A 21,968-nucleotide genomic window follows, 5' to 3' on the forward strand; every position below is an offset into this window, starting at 1 on the left:
TGAGAATGGCTTTATTTTTAGTTGGTTTGGGTTTGAAGAAGGAGTGGAGAAAAATGAAGATGCGCTTTGCGTTGCTTTTTTTGTGCCTCTTTATCGGTGTTGGCGCCTGTGGGGGAAGTCTGTTGGCGTTTAAAAGCATTGAGCCGTTAAGTCAAGGACAGACATATGCTGGTTTGGAGGCGGCCATGCTGCAAGGAACCCCCTTCACGACCTTCTTAATTCCCGGCTTGTTTTTGTTCGTTATCTTAGGCTTGGGGAATCTGGTTGTCGCTATCCTGTTGTGGCATAACAAAGGATACTACGGGGCAATGCTTTTAGGCATGAGTTTAGTAGTCTGGATCATCGTGCAAGTCATCTTATTGCGAGGATGGCATGTCTTGCATCTGATTTTCTTTTTATTAGGTTTATTCCAGTTTGCTTCAGCAGTCTACTTTGTCAGAAGCATGCATCTCCCGTTGCCGTTTTCAGCTCATCAAAATTGATTAGACTTGAGAAATAAAGATGAAAAAAATTAAATTAATTGAAAGTTTGCTATGGAAAACGTGGATTTTTGAAAAAAATCTTCTTGAAATCATCCTTCGTTTTTAAAATTATGCTAAACTGAAAGAAGTTGAATTATTTTCTAGAATCAGGAGGATTTATTATTGGAGTTTCTTAAAAAATCAAAAATTTTTGCAGGTCTAGTGATTGTCTGTCTCTTAGGGATCGCGGTCTGGATCTATTCAAATATACTGTTTGTCTTTCGACCACTGGAAGCCATCTTTTCTAGTGTCTTTTTACCAGTATTGATTTCGATTTTTATTTTTTACATCTTTTTACCTTTCTTTAATTGGGTAAAAAAAAGAACGAAAAAGAAAAGCATTGCGCTATATTCGACATTGCTGCTGATCGTTTTTGCAGCGTATTTGATCGTTCAGGTGATTGGACCAGCATTAGCCTATGAGATGGGGCGTTTTATCAATCAAATTCCCATCATTATCAATTTGGTGATCGATACTATTGATCATTCTTATTTAGAAGAATTATTTGGTCCTTTTATTGATTCGATTGATATTTCCCAAGCTAGCAACTTTGCCTTACAGTTTATTACCGGGGCAACCAATAGTCTGACGAGTTTGATCTCCATCGTTTCTCATTCAGCGATCGTCTTGTTTACGATCCCACTGTTATTAGTGTATATGTTTAAAGACGGTGAGAAAGTTCCTGATTTTTTGGCAAGTAAGACACCGAAAAACTATCAAGGCTTAATGCGACAACTTTGCAGTGATTTCCATCAAGCAGCGTCAGCGTACATTGGTGGGAAATTGTTGGTTTGTTCTTACGTTGCAGTTTCTAGCTATTTGATTTTTTCTTTGCTAGGTTTGCAGAATGCGTTGCTTTTAGGCCTGATTTGTGGTGTTCTGGACATTATTCCTTATTTTGGTCCCTTTATCGGAGCGGCACCAGCCTTTTTATTTGCGTTAAGTCAAGACATTCGAACAGCTATTTTTCTGATTGTCGGAATCACGATCATTCAGTTAGGTGAATCGTATCTTGTTTCACCATTAGTAATGAAAAAAGTATTGCATATCCATCCAATCATTGCGGTGTTTTTATTATTGATCGCTGGCAACTTGCTTGGATTTGTGGGCATGATCGTGGCACTGCCAGTGTATTCGATCGTGATGGCGATGTCTGGTACATTGTTGCGCTTTTTTCAAGAGCGAAAATTAGAACGATCTGTAATTGATAAGGATTCATTATAACGAAAATGTTCTACCTTGCTGTTGGAGTGATCTCCATCAGCAGGTTTTTTTGTTTTTAAGCACTACGTAGCATGGCTTCAAGACAAATGCTATACTTATTGAAACGAGAAGGACGATAGGAGTGAGAAAATGAAGGTTTTATGGAATGATCAAATCGTTGATCGAGAAGCGGTGAAAATTGACATTGAAGATCGCGGTTATCAGTATGGTGACGGAATCTATGAAGTGATTCGAATCTATAATGGTCGCTGCTTTATGTTAGGGGAACATATGATTCGCTTAGAAAGTAGTGCGCAAAAAATTAAGCTGACGTTGCCTTATACGATTTCCCAATTAACTGAAAACCTTAAGTTACTGGTTAAAACCGAAGGAATCACAGAAGGAGAGATCTATCTTCAAATCACCAGAGGAATCGCCTCTCCCCGCAATCACGAGTTTCCGTCTGCTGGAGCAGTCAAAGGAGTCGTAACCGCAAATGTGATCCCCTTTGAACGACCTTTGGAAATGCAGCATGCAGGGCTATCTGCGACTGTTCTTCCAGATGAGCGGTGGTTGCATTGTGATATCAAATCATTGAGCTTGTTAGGGAATCTGTTAGCGTTAGATCAAGCGATCGAAGCGGGGTTCGATGATGCACTCCTTCAACGAGATGGCTTTTTCACGGAAGCTTCGGCATCAAATCTCTGGTTTGTCATTGATGGTATCGTCTATACGCATCCCGATGGACGCTTAGTACTACCAGGTATCACGAAAATGAAGGTGCTACAGTTGTGTCAGCAATTAGAAATTGCTTATCGAGAAGAACCTGTCCCTGTTGAGGCACTAAGCAACGTGCAAGAGTGTTTTTTGACCAATTCTGTCTGGGAAATTGTTCCTATCGTCAATGTAGATGGGAAATCAGTTGGCAATGGCACTTTGGGTTCGATCACGAAACGTTTGCAAGCCGCCTATATCGCTGCTACAAAGAGTACGTGCGAATCCTAGTTAACAAGCAAAAGAAACGATGCAAAAAACTTTGGCCCACCCAGCATGTTTTATGGCTAGGTGGACCAAAGTTTTTTTCTTGGATACAAGTGCAGATTTTACCATTCACTAGGATTCCACAATTTTCCATCAAGTTCTCCTTGTGTCAATTCGATTCGAATTTCTTGCTGATGAAGCAACTTCTCTAGTTCTTGCAAAAATGCTTTTTCGTGATAGTCAGCTGTTTCTTTTATTGACTGCTCTATCAGTGGCTTTAGCCATTCGTGATCCATCACAGCACCTCCAATTCAGTTAAAGCGTCTTCTAATTCGGTCAACGTTTCATGGTTTTCCTGCAGCAGTGATAGCAAAGGAGCAAGCTGCGGTTTTTCAGAAACCAAATGCGCCAGTTTCTCGCTAAACCATTGTTGCTTTTGATCAAATGTAAAGGGAGCCGGCATTGATAACAATTGTTGATAGGCAATGACAAAGGCTCGTTTCTCTTGCTCTGTTTTATACATCAGTTGATCGAGGACAATGATGGGGAGTACCGTCATTTGGTGTTTTTTTGCCATAAGTACCAGTGGGTGTAAAATTTCATTGAAGGTCGTATTTTCGCGACCACCTAGCTGAAATTCTTTGGCGGCAACGCCAGTAGAAACGGCGAAACTGATTTCCTTGCCCGCCAATGCAGGGGCACATTTTTCCCAAACCGTATCAATCCAATCTTTCATTTTTGCTGGAACGCTGTACCAATATAAGGGGAATTGTAAAACCAAACGATCGCATGTTTGCAACAGCATCCGTTCATCGGCAAGAGAAAAATCAGAAAGACCATCAAGAAAATGCATGGTGACGTTAGGAAGCTTGGCACTTTCACTAAAGAATCGTTGGGAAAGCGAATTGTGGAAATCCGGATGGCTGGGTACCACTAAAGTTTTTATCATGAGACTGATCATCCTTTCCTATTACATGTACCATATTTTACCAAAAAGAGAAACTAGTCTGCTTTTCTTTTTGTCGAAGTTCTTCACTTTTAGTTTCGTTTAAGGTACTTCTTTTATACTGGTGTATAAGAAAAGTCAGTACCGGCTTAAGCGTGATAGAAATGGGGGAATAGAGATGGAATCAAATGATCCCTTGATGAAAGGTCTAGCAACTATAATAAGGATCGTTGCAAATACAGTGAACTATGTCGAAAATGGACTTGCCAGTTGCAAACAACGAATTGATGGAAAGCGTCATACGCAAGAAAATGATTACGGCAACGGGCAAGAGTTTACTGAAGTGACTGTCTACAGATGACCGATGCAGAGACAATAACAAAGATGGCTCACTCATCAAAGGGTGAGTCCTTTTTTTTATTTCAAGCCATTCATCATCAGTTTGTACTTTTGTTGAGGGAAGGTATAATGAGTAAATGAAGCATAGTGGAGACGGAAGAATGAAGCAATAGTAGAGAGGAGAAGCAGGTGATGAATCATTTATATAAACGAATCCAATACAAAATTCCAGAGCTGAACCGAGTAGAAAGAACGGTCCTTAACTATTGTTTAAGGGCACCCGAGAAAGTTTCAGAAATGACGGCCGATGAGTTAGCTTCCCAAACGTACACCAGTCAAGCGACGATCAGCCGAATGGCAAAAAAGCTTGGCTTTACCGGTTTTCAAGAATTCAAATTTTCACTGAAGAATTATCAAACTCTTGAAAGAAAATCATCTACTCAAGCTTCTCTTGGTTTATCCCCACTGATCAAGCAAATGATTGACCAGCTGACGACATCCTTATCAATGATCGAAGAAGCCGACTTTCAGCGTGCCCTGGAAATGCTTCAGCAAGCACAACGAATCGAATTTTTTGCTTTAGGGCAAAGTGCGCCGGTTGCATTATCTGCGAGTCGAAAGTTGCGGTTTTTAGGAAAAACGGTTGGCGCTTCAACGGATTGGGATGAATTGACAACCATCGCTAATCAACTATCAAAAAAAGATATCGCTATTTTTATTAGTCATAGTGGGGAAACGATCGGGATGCTAAATTATGCTAACCGGTTGAAACAAAGAGGTGTGCCAATTTTAGCCTGTATTGGTCAACCAAAAAGCACGTTGGAGAAGCTTGCCACCTTCTCTTTTCCTGTTGAAATGACAGCGATTTATCATCATGAAGTCGATTTGAGCCCACGGATCTCTTTAGCAGCGTTACTGGATATTTTAATTATTCAATACGCCAATCAAATCGAAGAAGTACTTGATCCTGAATGACCATTCCATTTTGTGAATGGTCATTCTTGTTTTGGTAACTGTATTGTAAGCCTTCTTGATATCGTTTACATTTTAAGAGACAAAAGTGTTAGGAGGAAATGATATGCAAAAAGGGAAGAAAGCAAGCTGGATGGAAATTTTTCAAGGACTTGGGAAAACATTTATGTTGCCAGTCGCTTTACTCGCATTCATGGGTTTATTTTTAGGGATTGGTAGTTCATTTTCATCTTCTTCAACGATCGATGTTTTCCCGTTTTTAGGTGCCCCTTGGCTCCAAGTGGTTTTTCGTTTCATGTCAACGATCGGTGGGTTTGCCTTTAGTTACTTACCCGTCATGTTTGCGATGGCGATTCCTTTAGGTCTAGCAAGAAAAGAGAAGGGAGTTGCGGCATTTTCAGGCTTTGTGGGCTATGTCGTGATGCATTTATCCATCAATTTTTATTTACAAGAAACGAATCAATTAGCTACTGCAGATCAACTACGAGAAGCAGGACAAGAGATCGTTTTTGGCATTCAAACATTATCAATGGGAGTTCTAGGTGGTATTATCGCAGGATTGATCGTTTATAAATTGCATATGCGCTTTTACCATTTTCAATTGCCAGATAGTTTTGCATTCTTTTCAGGAGCACGTTTTGTTCCAATCATCACCTCGCTTACTTTAGCTGTGGTTGGGGTGATCATTCCGATGATTTGGCCGTTGTTTGCTATGATCATCACAGGAATCGGACATTTAATTCAACAAGCTGGTCCATTCGGTCCGTTCTTATTTGGTTCAGGTGAACGCTTATTACTGCCATTTGGGTTACACCATATTTTGGTTTCCATGATTCGTTTTACCGAAGCAGGGGGAAGTCAGCTGATCGATAGTCAGCAAGTCTTTGGGGCGTTGAATATTTTTTATGCGGAATTACAAAACGGCTTAAGTATCTCACCAAGTGCAACGGCGTTCTTGTCTCAAGGGAAGATGCCAACCTTTATGTTTGGTTTGCCGGCAGCAGCATTAGCTATGTACCAGACGGCAAAACCTGAGAATCGTTCAAAAATAAAAGGCTTATTGATTTCAGGCGTCATTGCAACTTTTGTGACAGGAATTACTGAACCAATCGAATTTTTATTCTTATTCATCAGCCCTTTATTATGGATTTTTCATGTCATCATGACAGGTGCTGGATTTATGGTAATGAGTCTATTAGGTGTCACGATTGGAAATACCGATGGGGGCGTGCTTGATTTTCTTATCTTTGGCGTGATGCAAGGCGCATATACAAAATGGTGGCTCGTTCTGATTGTAGGAGCTTGCTGGTTTGCCCTTTATTACTTTGTTTTTAAAACAGTAATCCTTCGCAAGAACTTGAAGACACCTGGTAGAGAAGAGAACAGTGATCAAACGAATGAGTTGGAAGAGGAAATGACCTATTCTGGAAAGAGTGGCTATGATGCCCATGGTATTTTGGCAGCTTTAGGGGGAGCAAGCAATATTGATTCTTTGGACAATTGCATTACACGGCTACGCCTGGTGTTAACTGATGGTTCACTGGTTGATGATGAACGGTTAAAAAAACTAGGTGCGCTTGGAGTCGTTCACTTAGATGATACTAACGTTCAAGTAATCATTGGAACGAAAGTAACAACAGTCAGAAATCAACTTGATGCGATTCTTTAGCAAAATTGTCAAGTAGTAGGAGTGAAGAAAATGTTTTTTGATGAACCAATCAATCGTAAAGGAACCCAGTGTACTCAGTGGGATTATGTTGAAGACCGTTTTGGTGAAAAAAACTTGTTGCCATTTACGATTTCCGATACGGATTTCAAGGTGCCAGCTGCAGTTGAAGCGGCACTTATCAAGCGAATGCAACACCCGGTTTTTGGGTATACACGTTGGAATCATAATGAATTCAAGCAAGCGGTCTGCAAATGGTATTCTGAACGTTTTAACAGCATGATCAAAAGCGATTGGCTGGTCTATAGTCCTTCCGTTATGTATAGTGTTAAACAGCTCGTCACCCTACTCAGTGAACCAGGAGATGGGATCATTATTCAGACGCCAGCGTATGATGCGTTTTATAAAATGATCAAAGAGAACAAAAGAAAAATCGTACCTAATGCACTCATCTATGATGCTAACTCGTATCGCATTGATTTTGAAGAGCTAACAAGATTGATGGCACAGCCTGAAAACAAAGTTCTTCTCTTATGTAGTCCTCATAACCCAACTGGGAGAGTCTGGCAAAAAGATGAGTTGCAACGAATGATCGAATTGGCGAGAACCCATGAAGTATTTATCATCTCTGATGAGATCCATATGGACATTGTAAGAAAAGGACAAAGGCATCAACCAATCATTGATTTGTTGCAAAAAAATGTAGCCCTTGTTACTTCGGGAAGCAAAACGTTTAATTTTCCAGGGTTGATTTATTCTTATGGAATCATTCCTGATTCCAAGTTGCGTGATCGCTTCTTAACTCAGTTAAAAGAAGCCGATGGGTTGAGCTCCACCAGTATTTTTGGCATGACCGCAACGATTGCTGCCTACGATAATGAAAGTAAGTGGGTGGATCAGCTCAATGACTATCTGGATGGTAACATTGCTTATGTGATCGCTTATTTACAGGAACATCACCCAGAACTCGTGGTCACGAAAAGTGAAGCCACGTATCTTATGTGGATTGATTGTACAGCAATGGGTTTAACGATGGCAGAATTGCAGCAACGAATGATTCGTAAGGGAAAAGTTGCGATTATGTCAGGGGAAATCTATGGGAAAGAGGGGAGAAATTTTTTGCGCCTAAACATTGGCTGTTCGCGAGAAAAACTCATTGATGGCTTGAAACGATTCACATTGAGTTTGACCTAACAAAAAGAACCCACTGAGCAATCAGAAAGATCCTGTATTCTTTCTGATCGCCAGTGGTTTTTTTAGTCTTTCGTCGTGCGGGGAGTCATTGCAGTAGTAACGGGGAGTGGTTCAACGACATGGAAATAACCTTCTTTGTCTTGAATGATCAGCATATCTTGCTGACTCTTGCTCTTGATGATCTCACCTTTAACAATTTCGTTGGTGACAGTCCGATAAATGCTTGTAGTCATGTTCATTCCTCCCAACGGTTTTTACCAATTGGTCTTCCATAGGGGGACCAGTACAAATCAATTGCTTGATTTGTACCAGCAAGGAAAAAGAAAACGAATTGGTATCTTTAGTATAGGAGAGCAATGTTTAGATTGCTGCAATTCCATGTAAAGTTTTTGTTAATCCTTTTATTTTCAGCGATTGACTAATCGGCTAAAGAAAAACGCAAGGCCATTTTATTACTGCCAGACTCCACCATTTTTCCTAGTAACGTTGTTGCATTTTTTAAATACAGTTCAGCCATCTCAGCGTTGGCTTCTTCAAGCAGACGAGTAGGCTCCTTTTCAGCGGAAGCTTTACAATCAGTTTCTTGTTGGATGCGGCGACAAGCCGCCATCGTTTCCATTTCAAAACGGTTGGCAAGATCACTATAGCGATCGTAGTCGCTGTCCCCAATCAACGCCAAGGTGCGTCCTAACCAATAGCTATTTGTTGGATCGTAGGTCTTTGTCGTATCGCAATAGCCAAGTGGGGTCTTAGTGATAGCTGCATAAAATGGCACAACGCCGTTGAAGGTATTGGGACCAAAGGCGAGCCAATGAATGCCAGCGATTGCTGCAGGCACGTGGTTGCGGATCTGCAAAATGTGGACTTGCTGGTTGCGATTGAGAGCAATCGATCGGAATTGTGTTTTTTGTGTCTCGGTTCCTGTACCGTAAGGGTCAAAAGGCGTATTTTGGAAGTGGGAGCTCAATGCCCATTTTACATCTTCCACGGATAGCTTTTGTTTTGGGTAGCATACAAACGGGAGCTCTTGATTGATCGGTTCAGCAGCTGTTCCGCTAAAGTGTTTTTGAATGTACCATGCCCGCGGGTTATTGTAACGGGTATCTTTTTCTGATGAGCTGCCAAAAATATGGCGTAGATTGATACCTTCAAAATCAGGATTTAATTGATAGTCTTCAATCAACTGTTCGAGATCCTGCGAACACAACGTCATTTCTGAGGCGAAATCGAAGTGATCAATGTTTAAGCGATTGGGTGCCACGACATAGGCATCATCGGGTAGGCGAACAGCTGCCCAGTGATGTCCACCGATGGTTTCCATATACCAAATTTCCTCGGCATCAGAAAACGCGATCCCGTTGGCTTCATAGGTACCATAGGTTTCTAAGAGTTCCCCTAAGCGCAAAACACCTTCTTTAGCGGAATGGATGTAAGGCAGTACGATGCTGACGAAATCAGCTTCCCCGATACCATCTTCCACATATGGATCAATAGCCAAAACGCGTGAATTGGTTGTGATCGTTTCTGTCGCAGTCATGGCGATATTTTCTTCATTGATTCCTGAAGCTGCCCAGACTCCTTGGGATTCATCTGCTTCAGGTGTCGAAGTATAACGTAAGGGATCCTTAGGTAAACGAATTCGACAGCCGCTTAAAACGGCGTAAAATTCATTTCCTTGCTGTTCTGGAGTGATAACGACGAATTTTTGCGGTTCCGAACCGCTTCCAGAATCTTCATTACGGGCAATCATGGTCGAGCCGTCGATCGATGCTTTTTTTCCTACTAGTAAAGTGGTACAGGACGCTTTTTTTCTATCCATCTTTCCAACACTCCTTCATTTCTTCTTACGAATGATTGAAGCTAGTATACCCATAGTCTCATGGTTTTACAATGCTTTCTATAGAGAGGAACAAAAATATTTCGCCTTTTTTATTTATTTTTAGTACAATAAGGTGTTGTAAAAATAATCAAAGGAGCCATTATTATGAAGAAAACAGTTATCTTTAGTTATATTTTTTTACTTAGTCTGGTTTTTGCCGGCTGTGCCAAACCATCGATGGATGCGGGAAACTCCTCCAGTGACTCTTCGTCAGTTCAACAAAATGCCGAAGAGCGCACTGCCCAAATCAGCTTCAATAATAAAAGTGAAGAGCAAGACCGGGAGATTGATACCAAAACGGTCACTTTTAAAGAAGGGGTTTCTTTGATGACCATCATGAAAGACAACTTTGACTTGGAAGAAAATCAAGGGATGATCACCAGCATCGACGGTTTAGCGCAAGATGAAAAAGCTGGCTATTATTGGACGTATACAATCAATGATGAAATGATTACAACTGGGGCGGATGATACCTTTTTAGGAAACAACGATAAAGTGGTTTTCACCTATGAAAAATTCGAATAAACTACTTTCATTTGCTGGAAAAGAAATTGCTTATTTAGGGCTGCTTGTGGCAGCGGCCGTCGTCGGCAGGACACTTTTTCAACCCTTACCCAATGTTCAACCAATGACGGTGATCTTTTTATTAGTAACCATCCATTTAGGTCTTCGTCGTGGATTGATCGTTTGTCTGCTCTCGATGCTGATTACAAATTTTTACATGGGAATGGGAATATGGACGATCGCTCAATTAGTTAGTTATGCAATCATTATTTTGGGGATGTATCTGTTGTCAAAAAGCAAGCTGTTTATGAAACGGTTGCTTTTACAAGTCAGCTACAGTGTGTTTGCAGGGTTTGCTTATGGCTTTGTGATATCTTGGATCAGTGTCAAACTTTACGGGTTTCCTAGTTTTTGGGCTTACTATTTTCAAGGATTGAGCTTTGATGCCCTGCACGCAGTAGGCAATGGCATTTTTTATTTGTTACTAGCACCGATCTTTCTACGGCTTTTCCAACACTACTATCCAAAGAAAAAAAGCGAAGGGCACTAAGCGCTTCGCTTTTTTGTTGCGTTTGCTAGTGTCAGGCAAAAACGTCCATGACTAGAGGAAAAGTCTTTGACGATCAAATGAGATAAAAGGGGCTATGTGAGGAAACAAGCAGGCATATTGTTGTGCAAAAGCGGTTTCTGCAGGTATCCTTAAGGTATCTAAGGAAGGATGTGGCTTTTGATGAAATGGATCGTGAAAAAAGATGATTTAGAAAGCTACCGCGCGAAGTTCCATGGAAAACTGGCTGGTTATGCCGAGGAAGCCAAAGTGATTGCCCTGCCAACCCCAAAGTATTTTATCGTGGTGGTTGAAGAAGAAAAAATCCACTTGATTCAGTTAGATCTGCAATTTCATGAAAAAGGGATGCAGACAATTATGATCCATGAGATCACAAAATTACAACTAGGCGGTGTGGTAAATAAAAAAGTCCAGATTCAGACACCTTCGACCACTGTCAAATTAATGATCAAACCGTTGGCGATCGGTATCAAAGAGGAGCAAAAAGCCTTGATCGATCGGTTTACCAGAATGTCGCGATAGACTTCGGAGGAATAGTGAGGAAAATCAGCTGGATTTTTTTCAGAAAAAAAGCAAGGGCAGTTGCCTGCACTTGCTTTTCGTGAGTCCTCTTATTCTGGCGTACCGACGATTTTAATAAACTCATCGATATTCTTGATTTTCATATGCTTGATCACTAACTGTTCCCGCTTGTTCCATTTCCCTTCGACTTCTAATTGGTATTTATTTAATGGAAGGCGTAAGACATAGCTGGCTAAGTAGCGATCCTTAATAATACAATTTACGATTTTGTGGTCTTCTAAAAGTTGGATACCTGTCAGCATCATTGGCGTTTCTTGAAAAACACGGCTATTGACTAACAATCCAGTGTGGGTTTCGTTCATGGAATCTTCCTTTCTGACAAACCTAGGGTAAATCATCTTTCTGTCTGTTATGTTACCTGATTTGCATCAGAAAGGCAATTCCTATAGTAAATCCTCGTTATTAAGTACCATGTAAAAAGAAAGGGGGCAAAAGGAATGGTTGGGTATAATCGTTTCTCAAATGAGTTTCAAAAGGCTTCGAAAGAACTCCGTGAAGGGAAGAAGTCCAAAAATGCCAATAAAGGGCTGCGAACCCGACAAAAAATCGCTGCTGAAAAAGAACAAAAAGCACAAAATGCTTTTTCAACTGGTTTTTTGATCGGTTCCTTCAGAGAGTTATTCCGCAAAAAATAAGCAAGTTCCGCTGCCAAGGCGGGACTTGCTTTTTGTTTAGAATAAATAGTTGAAGAAGACACCGTTGAGAAAGGAAAAGCTCAGATAAAATAGAAAAAGTGTTACGATATCCAGTGGGAGACCTTTTAGAATTGGCGGAATTGCGGCAATTTGATTCCGTGTATGAACCCCTGACAAAGCACAAGAAAAGAGGAAATACATGCCTACAGCAACAAATAAATTGGTTAAATAATCGGTATAGGGAAATTGGGTCACAGTGGCGACCGTCAGCAAGAGCACACTGACTAGGATCGTTTTTTTTAGATCAGTCGTCAAGAAATGCTTTTTTGCAGGAACGATCAGTAAACACAAGCCCGCCGCGATCAAGGCGATGATGGCAGCACTTACCAAGTTGGTGACCACTTGATTGCCATAGACGAAACGATTTTGAAGTAAAAGATAAAAGCTTAACCCACTGAACAAGTAAGCGACCGCAATGATCCCTGAGAGGAAAACCACCCGTGTCGTCACGTTCGGTTTTTTCTCTTTGACGGTCGGCGCCAAATTTTGACAGGCGTAATTTGTGAGTAGAATGACTAGAAAGACCACTAGCCGATTGGCGATCATCATAAGGAACCCTCCTTTTTTGCGATTTAGCTCATAATTTTAAGGTTGAACGGGGTCTTTTTTTCTTCCCCTAATATGCGAAGGCGTAAGAAGCGATCAATAAGTGGGGTGAAACAATTCATGATCAAGATGGCATAGCTCATGCCTTCATTCGTAAAACCAAAGAAACGGAAGAGCACAACGAGGAGGCCAACGCCTAAGGCAAAAAGATTTTCTCCTGCTTTTGTTACTGGGGTCGAAGAATAATCAGTCGCCATATAGATGGCACCCAACATGGCACCACCACTGATGATATGACCGATGATCGTTTGCCAACTGCCAGTAAAAAGTCCTTCTGGACCAAGGATAAAAGCAAAGAGCCCGATCGTCGCAAAGATAATCAATGGGATACGAGGGGAGATGATTTTCTTGTAAACCAGAAAAATTCCACCCAACAGTAAAAGTAAGGCACTGGTTTCACCGATTCGCCCCCCGGTAAATCCTAAAAAGGCATCCACTAGTTCAGAACCGCTTAAGGTGTCCCCGGCCTTCATGACAGCTAACGGTGTAGCACCGGAAACAACATCGTTCGCTGTAGCCTGCGAAACGACATCTGGTGCGATGCTACCGAATGGTGGATCAGGCCAACTGATTAGAAACATTTGGTTATAAAACAAGCCAATCAACAGGGCTCGACCGCCGAGGGCTGGATTTAGGAAATTATAACCGATTCCGCCAAAAAATTCTTTGACGATGATTACGGCAAACGCCACCCCGATCACTGGGAAATACCAAGGTGCGGTCGGTGGAAGATTCATCGTTAAAAGCAAGGCCGTCACGACGATGCTTAAATCGAAGCGAAACGGCCGTTTGACAAGATAGGACCAAAGACCGTCGGCAGCAAACGCCGTAGCTAGCGCAATGAAAAACAAACCGTATACCTTGAGCCCAAAAAGATAGCCAGAGAATAAAACTGCTGGTAATAGGGCTAGTACCACACACCCCATGATCTTAATGGTCTCGTCATTGCTACGAATATGGGGGCTGGGGGGCGTTTCTTGACTTTTCCGCTGTTGAAAGAGGCGCTCACTATCAGAATCCTTGTAGTAATCAGGCACTTTCCTTCGCCTCCTTTTGCAGCTGGGCAACTTTGCCTTTTGCGGCAGTGATATTGGCAGCTAAGGAACGTTTGGCTGGGCAGACGAAGGTACAGGCACCACAATTGATACATGCTTCTGCCAACAGTTCTTCACATTTTTGATAATCCCCCGCTCGATAAAACTGATCGATCTCCATCGGCATCAGGCGCATCGGACAAGCTTCGACACATTTATTGCAACGAATGCAGGGGTTTTCGGCATAGAGCCAATCGGTTTCTTCATTAAAAACAACGATGCCGTTGCTGCCTTTGGTGACCGGAACTTTCAAGGTTTTGACGGATTTTCCCATCATTGGTCCACCAAGAATCAATTTGCTGGGGGCGCCTTGAAAGCCGCCGGCAAAGTCGATCAATTCTCCTGCGAGTGTTCCTAACGGATTTTTGACGATGCAGGGATTTTGAACATCGCCGGTAACGGTTGTATAGCGTTCAATCAACGGTTTGTCATAACAGACCGCTTCGGCGATGGCAAAGCTGGTGGCAACATTGATCAAGACGATGCCAATATCGGCAGTCAAACCACCTAATGGCACCTCTTGATCGGTCAATAACTCTACTAACTGCTTTTCACCACCGGTTGGATAAACAGTTGGGACAGTAACGACTTCTATCGTGTCATCCTCTGCACTTGCGGCTTGCATGGCTGAAATGGCTCTTGGTTTGTCATCTTCGATGCCTATTATAATTTTTGGACCAGCTAATAATTTTTGGGCGATCTTTGCGCCGTGAATGATTTTTTTGGCTTCTTTTTGCATTAAGAAAGCATCACTGCGTAGGAACGGTTCACATTCAGATCCATTTAAGATCAAAGTATGGATTTTTTTTGTTTCATCAATACTGAATTTGACATGGGTGGGAAACGTTGCACCGCCTTTGCCGGCGATGCCGCCTTGACGGATTTTGTTGAGGATGGTTTCGTTAGCAGCAGATTGCCAGTCGAAGGGGACAGACAAAAAATCATTTTGGTAAGCATAATCGTTTTCAATGATGATGGTTTTTCCTTCTTCATTGTTTTGATTCGGCCAATCGACCATGTCGACGATTTTACCCGAAACAGATGCATGAATTTTGGCAGATACAAACGCATCAGTCTCAGCGATCACTTCCCCTTGTTTGACATAATCGCCAACGGAAACGATCGGTTCCACCGGGGCACCGATATGTTGTGCTAAAGGGATAAAAACCATCGTGGGTGAAAAGGTAAGAATTTCATCTTGTTCGATCATTAATTTTTCTTTTAACATTTTTAATGGGGGACTTAGTGAAATACCGCCAGTAAATGTTCTCATAACCAACACTCCTTTCTCTCCTAAGTTTATTCTAGCATGCCGTAAAGAATCACAAAACCCAAAACGCTTACATTTCACAAGAAAAACTTCTTTCGGTTGACATATGATTGTTTATTCATATATAATAAGTGTATAAATATGATTGATTGTTCATATGTTAGATGGACTAGAGGAGGTTTTGATGATGGCTGAACATACTTGTCAACATAATCACACAAAAACGGAGGGACATTCTCATACTCACGATCATGGGACTCTTCCGCGTAACGTTTATTTTGCAGGCTTACTGCTCTTTATACTGGCACTTTTTGTTCCGAACCAATGGGTAAAAGATGGTTTTTATTTTGCAGCGGTTTTATTAGCGGGCTATCACATTTCTTGGGAAGGGATCGAAGATACCATAAAAAGTACCAGAGCCAATCGGCGCTTCACACCGAATGTACATCTTTTGATGTTGTTGGCAGCGATTGGTTCCATGGTCATAGGAAATTTTAATGAAGCCGCTTTGTTGATTTTGATTTTTGCAGGCGCTCACTTCTTAGAAGAATACGCCGAGGGACAAAGTCGAAGAGAAATCACCAATCTTCTCAAACTGAATCCCACGGAAGCCCGTTTGATGGGTCCAGATGGAAAAACCAAAAAAATTGCCGCTTCAGAGATAAAAAAAGGAGATATTTTGCAAGTGCTGCCTGGTGATCAGTTAGCAACAGATGGCGTAATTCTTTCTGGAACGAGTGCCATCAATGAAGCCTCGATCAATGGGGAAAGTATTCCTCGAGAAAAGACTACAGGAGACGAAGTCTATGGGAGTACGATTAATGGAAACGGCACATTTTTGATGGAAGTCACGAAAGACAGCTCTGAAACAGTCTTCGCAAAAATTCTTTCAGTGGTGGAAGCGGCGCAATCAAATCAATCACCGACCGAAACACGAATCAAAAAAATCGAACCAATCTATGTAACAGTTGTTTTCATTGCAGTCCCTTTGTTCATTTTGACTGCACCGTTTCTATTTGGTTGGGATTGGTATACAAGTTTTTATCGTGGGATCGTAATGATGATTGCCGCTTCTCCTTGTGCTTTAGCGGCAAGCGCTGTCCCTGCTAGTTTGTCGGCGATCTCAAATTTAGCAAAAAAAGGGATTCTTTTTAAAGGGAGCAATTACTTGACTAATTTTGCTCAGATCAAAGCGGTGGCTTTTGACAAAACGGGAACATTGACTGTCGGAAAACCTACAGTCACGGAAGCCGTTTTCGCTGATACGATCGATCGAGCAGAGGCAGCAGCAGTCATCGTTTCGATGGAAAAGCAAGCCAACCACCCATTAGCAGATGCGATCGTTACTTATTTCGAGAAAACAGAGAAAATACGAGAAATCGAACAGTTGACTGTCACAAACGAGATTGGTTCCGGGTTAGGTGCCGTCGCAGGAACAAAAACCTATCGATTAGGAAAAAGAACCGAAAACACCCAGTTTACAGGTTTGATGGAGCAACAGTACCGTCAATTGGAAGTGCAAGGAAAAACAATGGTCGTGTTTTCCATCAACGAAGAGGTTACGGCGATCATCGCATTGATGGATGAGCCGAACGAACAGGCAGCTTCTGTGATTCATTATTTGAAAAATGAAGGTATCCATACTGTTATGATCACCGGAGACAGTGCCTCTGCTGGTGAAGCAATCGGTCAGCGCTTAAAGGTTGACCAAGTGGCTGCCAATGTTTTGCCTGAGAACAAAGCGGAAGCGGTACGAGCACTCCAAGAAGCATACGGACAAACCGCCATGGTGGGTGATGGTATCAATGATGCTCCTGCACTCGTTCAAGCAGACATCGGCTTTGCGATGGGGGAAGGGTCAGATGTTGCGATTGAAGTAGGAGACGCAGTGATCATGAAGAATGACCTTTCACGTTTTGCATATGCCTATCGCTTAGCGAAGAAGATGGATCGGATCATTTGGCAAAATATTTTCTTCTCCATGTTTATCGTCGCGTTATTAGTCGGCTTGAATCTATTCGGCATGATGAACATTGGTTTGGGGGTATTTGCCCATGAAGGCAGTACATTGATTGTATTGTTCAACGGGTTGCGCCTTTTGCGTAAACTGCCAGAAGCATAAAAAAAGCGGCTATCGAAAGATAGCTGCTTTTTTTAATGACTGAATTGTGTCGAAGTTGGAAAATCAAAGGCATCGATTTTTTGTAATCGATTTTCGATCCTTCTTAGAATTCCTTCAGAGGATTCTAACGGTTTGATTGCATGATAAGCAGTCAGCAATAGGACTTTTTCTTTAGCAGGACGATTTTCGATGCGATAGATATTTGCTAACCGCTCAACATATTCGTAATGACTATAGTCCGTTTTATTGATCAAGAAATGCAAGAGATCTTTTGCTTTCGCATAGTCTTCTTGAAGATAGAAACTGATCGCTTCACGATACAATTTGATATCAAGTTCTTCGATTTGGTCTGGATTCGCTTTTAACGCACGCCACTCATTGATCGAGATTTTTCGTACGACTTTGCCAGTTGCATCGGTCAAAAAAATTACCGGCACATCATTTGGATGTTTTGCTTCTTGCTTGATTTTCTTCATGTCGCACCTCCCGCCTCTCAATGGACTGACTGTTTGATATCTCCTATTTTAAAAGGAATAGCGGGAAAAGTCTACATGTAGATGTTAGATTCAAAGGAAATTTTAAAACATTCTCATTTATTAAGCTCTTTTTCGTTGAAAATGGTTAACAGCGTCGGATGCCCCCATGAAAATCAAGATACCACCAAAAATTTGGAAGAACAGGAGCCAAGTCGCAAATGGATTTAATACAAGAACGAGTCCAGCAGCAATAATCAAGAGACTGATGATTAAGCTCGTGATGTAAGGTAAGCCAATGCGTTTTTGGTTAAAGCTTGCCATTAAGCGGGTGCACCCGCTGAGGGTGATCATGATTCCCAAGAAAAATGGTACGATAGCAAGTAACCCTTTAGCAAAAACTAAAATCGCAGCTGCAGCGATCAATAGTAAGATACCAGAGACCGATTGCACATTGTAATAGCCCTTTTGTTTTTCTTTGTAGCTCGTATACAAGCTGATGATCCCTAGACATGCGATGTATCCGGCAACAAGATAAACGATCGTGTTAAAGACAGATCGTGGTGCGATCAAGATAATGAAGCCGAAGACGATATATACGACGGCACGAAGCAAGTCATAGCGTTGTAATTTATCAAAAAATGCATTCATGATAATTCCTCCTTTTTTTCTTATTGTACCGAATTCTGGTGAAAATAGATATCAAAAAACCTAGGAAATAGGCTAAGCCTTTTGTAACAGATCATTTTTTGGTAAAATAGGGAAAAGAAAACAGAACGGAGAGTATTATGAGTGGGTTAACGCTAATGATGTGTGCCTTTACGATTGTTTTGTACCTCTATTTATTGGTGGTACGCAAAGAGATTCACTTTCTTGCTGTTGAGCGCAAACTAAGCAAAATCGCTATTACGATCTTTTCAGTAATGATCATCGGGTCCATGTTGATGATGGATGACCAATTGGATAATCAGGTGCGAGGAATCGTTTCAGGTTTTGTCTTTTTAAGCTTTGTGCTAGACAGCCGCGGGTTAGCCCTTGATCGAATTATTGTCCATCCAATGAGTATTAAAGGGGTACTGTACCAAGAGATCGATCGGGTCGTTTTATTTCAAGAAAAGGAAGGGCAGCCTATTAAGATGAACTATTTTCGAAAAGGGATGCGGGGACCATTAATGAAATTCAAACAGCCGTTAGCTGAATTAGTGGTTTTTTTGTCGGAGCACTTGAATGAAGGAACGCCGATCGATATTCTGGTCGACCATGATCAAGGAACCAACGACTAAAAGACCCTTGATTGCTGCCGTATGTGGCCGTAATCAAGGGTCTTTTTTAGGTCGCGCGTTGGATTAATGGAACACGCGGAAGCGCTCATCATCACTTAGAAATTCTTTTTCGTTCGGTTCGCTTTCTTTTGAACCAAAGACTAGTTGCGCCCGCAATTGCCAATTTTCAGGAATTGACCATTCAGCTGCAACAGCGTCATCGATGACAGGGTTGTAATGCTGTAAGTTGGCACCTAATCCAGCTTCTTCTAAAGCGGTCCAAGCGTTCGCTTGAGCGATCCCATTCGATTGTTCCGCCCAAACCGGGAAGTTTTCTGCATAAAGGGCAAATTGGTCCTGCAAGTTTTTAACGGTATCTGTGTGAATAAAGAATAAAACGGTTCCGTAACCTGCTTTAAAGCCAGCAAGTTTTTGTTTTGTCGCTTCAAAAGCCTCGGGTGGTGTCAATGGTTCTAACGCAGCCTCTGTTAATGTCCACAGTTTTTCGTGGGCTTCGCCAAATAAAATTACAGCTCTTGGCGATTGTGCGTTAAACGCAGTTGGACTATTTTTCACTGCTTCTTTCACAATGTCTTCGATTTCTGTGTCGGAAAGAGCAACATTTTTACCTAACCCATAGATTGAACGGCGTTGTTTGATCGTATCAAGAAATTTTGTCATCGTATTCCCACCTTTTCTATTGTCATAGAGTGAAGTATACATTCTTACTTAATGTTAGTAAAACAAAATGCTTTGTAAGAAAAAAAGTCAGGCAAACGCGCCTGACTTTTTTTTTACTGGGCATCAATGGCGATAAATTTGACAGTCACATATTCTTCGGGACCATATTTGCCATTTTCACGACCAAAGCCAGAATGCTTGACGCCGCCGAATGGAGCCGCCGGGTTTGAGATCGCGATGTCATTGACTCCAACCATCCCATATTGGAGGTTTTGGGCTACATCCGAGATTGTTTGCAGATTCGTTGAAAAGAAGTAGGAGGCTAGTCCAAATTCCGTATCATTTGCCGCAGCGATGACTGCTTGTCGATCGGTAAATGAGATCAATGGAATCACGGGTCCAAAGGTTTCTTCATAGTAAATAGTCATGTCAGGAGTGATGCCATCAATGACTGTCGGTGCAAAGAAATTGCCTTTCTCATATTCGCCTTCAGTAAGTTTTGTACCGCCACATAAGACTTCAGCCCCTTTGTTTACCGCATCTTCCAGCTGTTCGATAACTTTTTCAACGCCAGCTTGATTGATCAAAGGACCAACGGTGGGGTTATCAAGACCATTACCGACCGTTACGGTTTCCATTTTCGCTAATAGTTTTTTAGTAAAAGCGTCTTTGACGGATTCTTCGACAAAAATACGATTTGGTGACGTACAAACTTGACCGTTGTTGCGGAATTTAGCTGTAACTAATTTTTCAGCAGCTAAATCTAAATCAGCATCGGCAAAAACGAGAAACGGGGCATGGCCGCCTAACTCCAATGAAACTTTTTTCAGAGTTGGTGCAGCTTGTTCATATAATTTCATCCCAACTTTCGTGGAGCCGGTAAAGGTGATTTTTTTGACTTGTTCATTTTCGGTCAATTCTTTCCCGATTTCAGAAGAATCTCCTAAGACGATATTGACGACCCCGTCAGGAAGTCCTGCTTGTTGAAAAAGCTCGCCTAGAGCTAGTGCGGATAGTGGGGTTTCTTTTGATGGTTTCATAACCAGGGTACAGCCAACTGCCATAGCAGGCGCAATTTTTCTAGCAATCATATTGGACGGAAAGTTCCAAGGTGTGATCGCACCAACAACGCCGATGGCTTCTTTGCGTACCAGCCAATGATTGTGTGCAGGAGCTGGAATCACTTCACCATAGACTCGTTGTGCTTCAGCAGCATTCCAACGGAAATTATCCACGTTGGATTGGATTTCTGCCTCCGCTTCCTTTAATGGTTTTCCTTGTTCCATACTCATAATCTTTGCCAGTCGGTCGCTTTCTTGCTCCATTAAATCTGCAATCTTGTTCATCAAATCGGCTCGTTCTCGAGGCGAACGTTTTGACCAGTCTGTGAAGGCTTTCGCGGCGGCATTGATCGCTTGCTTCGTTTCTTCGATCCCTCCTTGGCTGACTTTTACCAGTTCTTCATTCGTGGCAGGATTGGTAACTGAAACCGACTCTTTTGTTCCTTCAAGCCATTTTCCGTCAATCAATAACTTCGTGGGCACTTGTGGTAACTGTGGGTTCATTTTGGCACTTCCTTTCATCAATGGGTGCTATTTCAACCGTAGCACGGATCAGAATAGATGACAATTCATATGCAAGTCTAATGATTCCCCAAATTTTCATAAAGAACCAGAGAGGAGATGTTCTGCTTCTATCATTTTATGGTAGAATAGAAAATAAGAATGTTTGTTCGATTCTTTTAAAAAAATAGTAAAAACATTCAAGGAGTGAAGGACACGTGCAACAGATAAAAGAGCTTTTAAAAACAGTGGGATTTGTCGTGATCTTCGCCTTATTCCTTTTGTTATTAAGACAATATGTCTTTACCCCCGTTATTGTAAAAGGAGATTCGATGGATCCAACCTTACATGATGGTGAGCGAGTGATTGCTTTAAAGAACACGGAAATCGAGCGTTTTGATATCATTACATTCGAAGCGCCGGATGAAGAGGGGAAAAATTATATCAAACGAGTGATCGGTTTGCCGGGGGATCGGGTTGCTTATCAAAACGATACCCTTTACATTAATGGACAAGCGTATGATGAACCCTATTTGGATGAATTCAAAGCGGCTGTCACCGATGGCTTTCCCTTGACCAGTGACTTTGACATGAGTCTATTTGGTGTGGAAGTCATTCCTGAAGGCCAAGTATTGGTTTTAGGTGATAATCGCCGAATCTCTAAAGATAGCCGTCAATTAGGCTTGATCGATGAATCAACGATTTTGGGGGATGTAAAATTTGTTTTTTGGCCCATTGCCGATTTTGGCATGTTAGGAAAAGATTGAACGAGTATTACCGATTTTGTAACGTGTTTCTGAAAATGACCACTAGACAAAAACGTCGCTTTCGAAGAAAAGCTGCTCATT

Annotated in this window: 26 protein-coding genes; 14 read left to right on the top strand and 12 right to left on the bottom strand. The window is 41.7% G+C overall.

Annotation, left to right across the window (positions count from 1 at the left end; translation table 11 throughout):
• Window positions 1-53 precede the first annotated feature (53 nt).
• The 3 genes from IAE45_RS00115 (at window position 54) to dat (ending at window position 2,729) form a co-directional block, all read left to right on the top strand.
• The gene (locus tag IAE45_RS00115; RefSeq protein ID WP_200124393.1) at window positions 54-482 is read left to right on the top strand and encodes a hypothetical protein; all 429 of its coding nucleotides are present in this window, start codon (window positions 54-56) and stop codon (window positions 480-482) included.
• 162 nt (window positions 483-644) lie between these two features.
• Window positions 645-1,745 carry an AI-2E family transporter gene (locus IAE45_RS00120; RefSeq protein ID WP_081118721.1) on the top strand — a complete coding sequence of 367 codons (1,101 nt, stop codon included), beginning with the start codon at window positions 645-647 and terminating at the stop codon, window positions 1,743-1,745.
• A 129-nt stretch (window positions 1,746-1,874) separates the two neighbouring features.
• Window positions 1,875-2,729 (top strand): D-amino-acid transaminase, encoded by an 855-nt coding sequence (gene dat / locus IAE45_RS00125; protein ID WP_077453462.1) that lies wholly within the window; start codon window positions 1,875-1,877, stop codon window positions 2,727-2,729.
• Between the two features lie 98 nt (window positions 2,730-2,827).
• Here the strand turns inward: dat and IAE45_RS00130 are convergent, their stop codons facing one another.
• Complete coding sequence (locus tag IAE45_RS00130; protein ID WP_175632036.1) at window positions 2,828-3,001, bottom strand: hypothetical protein; 174 nt, start codon at window positions 2,999-3,001, stop codon at window positions 2,828-2,830.
• Window positions 3,001-3,666 (bottom strand): NAD(P)H-dependent oxidoreductase, encoded by a 666-nt coding sequence (locus IAE45_RS00135; protein WP_200124395.1) that lies wholly within the window; start codon window positions 3,664-3,666, stop codon window positions 3,001-3,003. The genes IAE45_RS00130 and IAE45_RS00135 overlap by 1 nt, the downstream gene beginning before the upstream one ends.
• A 163-nt stretch (window positions 3,667-3,829) precedes the next feature.
• Between IAE45_RS00135 and IAE45_RS00140 the strand changes: the two genes are divergently transcribed.
• The 4 genes from IAE45_RS00140 (at window position 3,830) to IAE45_RS00155 (ending at window position 7,822) form a co-directional block, all read left to right on the top strand.
• On the top strand, window positions 3,830-4,012 hold the full coding sequence (locus IAE45_RS00140; protein WP_077453460.1) for a hypothetical protein: 183 nt from the start codon (window positions 3,830-3,832) through the stop codon (window positions 4,010-4,012).
• Window positions 4,013-4,182: 170 nt separating this feature from the next.
• Window positions 4,183-4,965, top strand: coding sequence for a MurR/RpiR family transcriptional regulator (locus IAE45_RS00145; RefSeq protein ID WP_200124397.1), 783 nt, complete (start codon window positions 4,183-4,185; stop codon window positions 4,963-4,965).
• A 103-nt stretch (window positions 4,966-5,068) separates the two neighbouring features.
• Window positions 5,069-6,631, top strand: coding sequence for a maltose/glucose-specific PTS transporter subunit IIBC (gene malX, locus IAE45_RS00150; RefSeq protein ID WP_200124399.1), 1,563 nt, complete (start codon window positions 5,069-5,071; stop codon window positions 6,629-6,631).
• A gap of 30 nt (window positions 6,632-6,661) precedes the next feature.
• Window positions 6,662-7,822, top strand: coding sequence for a MalY/PatB family protein (locus IAE45_RS00155; RefSeq protein ID WP_081118718.1), 1,161 nt, complete (start codon window positions 6,662-6,664; stop codon window positions 7,820-7,822).
• Between the two features lie 62 nt (window positions 7,823-7,884).
• On the opposite strand, the gene IAE45_RS00160 is transcribed toward IAE45_RS00155, so the two are convergent.
• Window positions 7,885-8,055 carry an aldo/keto reductase gene (locus IAE45_RS00160; RefSeq protein WP_081118717.1) on the bottom strand — a complete coding sequence of 57 codons (171 nt, stop codon included), beginning with the start codon at window positions 8,053-8,055 and terminating at the stop codon, window positions 7,885-7,887.
• 185 nt (window positions 8,056-8,240) lie between these two features.
• Window positions 8,241-9,641 (bottom strand): C69 family dipeptidase, encoded by a 1,401-nt coding sequence (locus IAE45_RS00165; protein ID WP_086292436.1) that lies wholly within the window; start codon window positions 9,639-9,641, stop codon window positions 8,241-8,243.
• 165 nt (window positions 9,642-9,806) lie between these two features.
• Here IAE45_RS00165 and IAE45_RS00170 point away from each other — a divergent pair, with 165 nt between their 5' ends.
• From IAE45_RS00170 to IAE45_RS00180, 3 genes are all read left to right on the top strand, one after another.
• Window positions 9,807-10,226 (top strand): DUF4430 domain-containing protein, encoded by a 420-nt coding sequence (locus IAE45_RS00170; protein ID WP_086292435.1) that lies wholly within the window; start codon window positions 9,807-9,809, stop codon window positions 10,224-10,226.
• Entirely contained in the window at window positions 10,210-10,755 is a 546-nt protein-coding gene (locus IAE45_RS00175) for an ECF transporter S component (protein ID WP_096742655.1), read from the top strand. Before IAE45_RS00170 ends, IAE45_RS00175 begins: the two co-directional genes overlap by 17 nt.
• A gap of 168 nt (window positions 10,756-10,923) precedes the next feature.
• On the top strand, window positions 10,924-11,295 hold the full coding sequence (locus IAE45_RS00180) for a hypothetical protein (RefSeq protein ID WP_200124401.1): 372 nt from the start codon (window positions 10,924-10,926) through the stop codon (window positions 11,293-11,295).
• 89 nt (window positions 11,296-11,384) lie between these two features.
• Here IAE45_RS00180 and IAE45_RS00185 read toward each other — a convergent pair whose 3' ends face one another.
• Window positions 11,385-11,657 (bottom strand): hypothetical protein, encoded by a 273-nt coding sequence (locus tag IAE45_RS00185; RefSeq protein ID WP_005226206.1) that lies wholly within the window; start codon window positions 11,655-11,657, stop codon window positions 11,385-11,387.
• 135 nt (window positions 11,658-11,792) lie between these two features.
• Here IAE45_RS00185 and IAE45_RS00190 point away from each other — a divergent pair, with 135 nt between their 5' ends.
• Entirely contained in the window at window positions 11,793-11,990 is a 198-nt protein-coding gene (locus tag IAE45_RS00190) for a hypothetical protein (protein WP_005236143.1), read from the top strand.
• 36 nt (window positions 11,991-12,026) lie between these two features.
• Here IAE45_RS00190 and IAE45_RS00195 read toward each other — a convergent pair whose 3' ends face one another.
• Genes IAE45_RS00195 through rsxC form a run of 3 tightly spaced genes read right to left on the bottom strand, consistent with a single transcriptional unit; the run spans window position 12,027 to window position 15,023 of the window.
• A complete protein-coding gene (locus tag IAE45_RS00195; protein ID WP_081118713.1) occupies window positions 12,027-12,599 on the bottom strand; it encodes a hypothetical protein in 573 nt (190 codons plus the stop codon).
• A gap of 23 nt (window positions 12,600-12,622) precedes the next feature.
• Complete coding sequence (locus tag IAE45_RS00200; RefSeq protein ID WP_200124403.1) at window positions 12,623-13,693, bottom strand: RnfABCDGE type electron transport complex subunit D; 1,071 nt, start codon at window positions 13,691-13,693, stop codon at window positions 12,623-12,625.
• Entirely contained in the window at window positions 13,686-15,023 is a 1,338-nt protein-coding gene (gene rsxC / locus IAE45_RS00205; protein WP_081118711.1) for an electron transport complex subunit RsxC, read from the bottom strand. Before rsxC ends, IAE45_RS00200 begins: the two co-directional genes overlap by 8 nt.
• Before the next feature lie 184 nt (window positions 15,024-15,207).
• Here rsxC and IAE45_RS00210 point away from each other — a divergent pair, with 184 nt between their 5' ends.
• Window positions 15,208-17,142: a heavy metal translocating P-type ATPase gene (locus IAE45_RS00210; RefSeq protein WP_081118710.1), complete on the top strand. Its 1,935-nt coding sequence runs from the start codon at window positions 15,208-15,210 to the stop codon at window positions 17,140-17,142.
• A gap of 32 nt (window positions 17,143-17,174) precedes the next feature.
• On the opposite strand, the gene IAE45_RS00215 is transcribed toward IAE45_RS00210, so the two are convergent.
• Both IAE45_RS00215 and IAE45_RS00220 read right to left on the bottom strand, forming a co-directional pair.
• On the bottom strand, window positions 17,175-17,618 hold the full coding sequence (locus IAE45_RS00215) for a hypothetical protein (RefSeq protein ID WP_077453448.1): 444 nt from the start codon (window positions 17,616-17,618) through the stop codon (window positions 17,175-17,177).
• Window positions 17,619-17,738: 120 nt separating this feature from the next.
• Window positions 17,739-18,266, bottom strand: coding sequence for an HdeD family acid-resistance protein (locus IAE45_RS00220; RefSeq protein ID WP_200124405.1), 528 nt, complete (start codon window positions 18,264-18,266; stop codon window positions 17,739-17,741).
• A gap of 137 nt (window positions 18,267-18,403) precedes the next feature.
• Between IAE45_RS00220 and IAE45_RS00225 the strand changes: the two genes are divergently transcribed.
• Window positions 18,404-18,898 (top strand): hypothetical protein, encoded by a 495-nt coding sequence (locus tag IAE45_RS00225; RefSeq protein ID WP_077453446.1) that lies wholly within the window; start codon window positions 18,404-18,406, stop codon window positions 18,896-18,898.
• A gap of 63 nt (window positions 18,899-18,961) precedes the next feature.
• Here the strand turns inward: IAE45_RS00225 and IAE45_RS00230 are convergent, their stop codons facing one another.
• Window positions 18,962-19,558, bottom strand: a complete 597-nt coding sequence (locus tag IAE45_RS00230; RefSeq protein ID WP_081118709.1) for a nitroreductase family protein — start codon at window positions 19,556-19,558, stop codon at window positions 18,962-18,964.
• A gap of 113 nt (window positions 19,559-19,671) precedes the next feature.
• The gene (locus tag IAE45_RS00235) at window positions 19,672-21,123 is read right to left on the bottom strand and encodes an NAD-dependent succinate-semialdehyde dehydrogenase (RefSeq protein WP_081118708.1); all 1,452 of its coding nucleotides are present in this window, start codon (window positions 21,121-21,123) and stop codon (window positions 19,672-19,674) included.
• 215 nt (window positions 21,124-21,338) lie between these two features.
• Here IAE45_RS00235 and lepB point away from each other — a divergent pair, with 215 nt between their 5' ends.
• Window positions 21,339-21,887, top strand: a complete 549-nt coding sequence (gene lepB, locus IAE45_RS00240) for a signal peptidase I (RefSeq protein ID WP_077453443.1) — start codon at window positions 21,339-21,341, stop codon at window positions 21,885-21,887.
• Window positions 21,888-21,968: the final 81 nt, after the last annotated feature.

The sequence above is a fragment of the Enterococcus sp. S53 genome (assembly GCF_016516865.1).
In the GTDB taxonomy this organism is placed as follows: domain Bacteria; phylum Bacillota; class Bacilli; order Lactobacillales; family Enterococcaceae; genus Enterococcus_D; species Enterococcus_D innesii.

Coding starts and splice junctions, on each gene's coding strand:
- IAE45_RS00115 (WP_200124393.1), top strand. CDS start 54: ATGAAGATGCGCTTTGCGTTGCTTTTTTTGTGCCTCTTTATCGGTGTT.
- dat (WP_077453462.1), top strand. CDS start 1,875: ATGAAGGTTTTATGGAATGATCAAATCGTTGATCGAGAAGCGGTGAAA.
- IAE45_RS00130 (WP_175632036.1), bottom strand. CDS start 3,001: ATGGATCACGAATGGCTAAAGCCACTGATAGAGCAGTCAATAAAAGAA.
- IAE45_RS00135 (WP_200124395.1), bottom strand. CDS start 3,666: ATGATCAGTCTCATGATAAAAACTTTAGTGGTACCCAGCCATCCGGAT.
- IAE45_RS00140 (WP_077453460.1), top strand. CDS start 3,830: ATGGAATCAAATGATCCCTTGATGAAAGGTCTAGCAACTATAATAAGG.
- IAE45_RS00145 (WP_200124397.1), top strand. CDS start 4,183: ATGAATCATTTATATAAACGAATCCAATACAAAATTCCAGAGCTGAAC.
- malX (WP_200124399.1), top strand. CDS start 5,069: ATGCAAAAAGGGAAGAAAGCAAGCTGGATGGAAATTTTTCAAGGACTT.
- IAE45_RS00155 (WP_081118718.1), top strand. CDS start 6,662: ATGTTTTTTGATGAACCAATCAATCGTAAAGGAACCCAGTGTACTCAG.
- IAE45_RS00160 (WP_081118717.1), bottom strand. CDS start 8,055: ATGACTACAAGCATTTATCGGACTGTCACCAACGAAATTGTTAAAGGT.
- IAE45_RS00165 (WP_086292436.1), bottom strand. CDS start 9,641: ATGGATAGAAAAAAAGCGTCCTGTACCACTTTACTAGTAGGAAAAAAA.
- IAE45_RS00170 (WP_086292435.1), top strand. CDS start 9,807: ATGAAGAAAACAGTTATCTTTAGTTATATTTTTTTACTTAGTCTGGTT.
- IAE45_RS00175 (WP_096742655.1), top strand. CDS start 10,210: ATGAAAAATTCGAATAAACTACTTTCATTTGCTGGAAAAGAAATTGCT.
- IAE45_RS00180 (WP_200124401.1), top strand. CDS start 10,924: ATGTGGCTTTTGATGAAATGGATCGTGAAAAAAGATGATTTAGAAAGC.
- IAE45_RS00185 (WP_005226206.1), bottom strand. CDS start 11,657: ATGAACGAAACCCACACTGGATTGTTAGTCAATAGCCGTGTTTTTCAA.
- IAE45_RS00190 (WP_005236143.1), top strand. CDS start 11,793: ATGGTTGGGTATAATCGTTTCTCAAATGAGTTTCAAAAGGCTTCGAAA.
- IAE45_RS00195 (WP_081118713.1), bottom strand. CDS start 12,599: ATGATGATCGCCAATCGGCTAGTGGTCTTTCTAGTCATTCTACTCACA.
- rsxC (WP_081118711.1), bottom strand. CDS start 15,023: ATGAGAACATTTACTGGCGGTATTTCACTAAGTCCCCCATTAAAAATG.
- IAE45_RS00210 (WP_081118710.1), top strand. CDS start 15,208: ATGGCTGAACATACTTGTCAACATAATCACACAAAAACGGAGGGACAT.
- IAE45_RS00215 (WP_077453448.1), bottom strand. CDS start 17,618: ATGAAGAAAATCAAGCAAGAAGCAAAACATCCAAATGATGTGCCGGTA.
- IAE45_RS00220 (WP_200124405.1), bottom strand. CDS start 18,266: ATGAATGCATTTTTTGATAAATTACAACGCTATGACTTGCTTCGTGCC.
- IAE45_RS00225 (WP_077453446.1), top strand. CDS start 18,404: ATGAGTGGGTTAACGCTAATGATGTGTGCCTTTACGATTGTTTTGTAC.
- IAE45_RS00230 (WP_081118709.1), bottom strand. CDS start 19,558: ATGACAAAATTTCTTGATACGATCAAACAACGCCGTTCAATCTATGGG.
- IAE45_RS00235 (WP_081118708.1), bottom strand. CDS start 21,123: ATGAACCCACAGTTACCACAAGTGCCCACGAAGTTATTGATTGACGGA.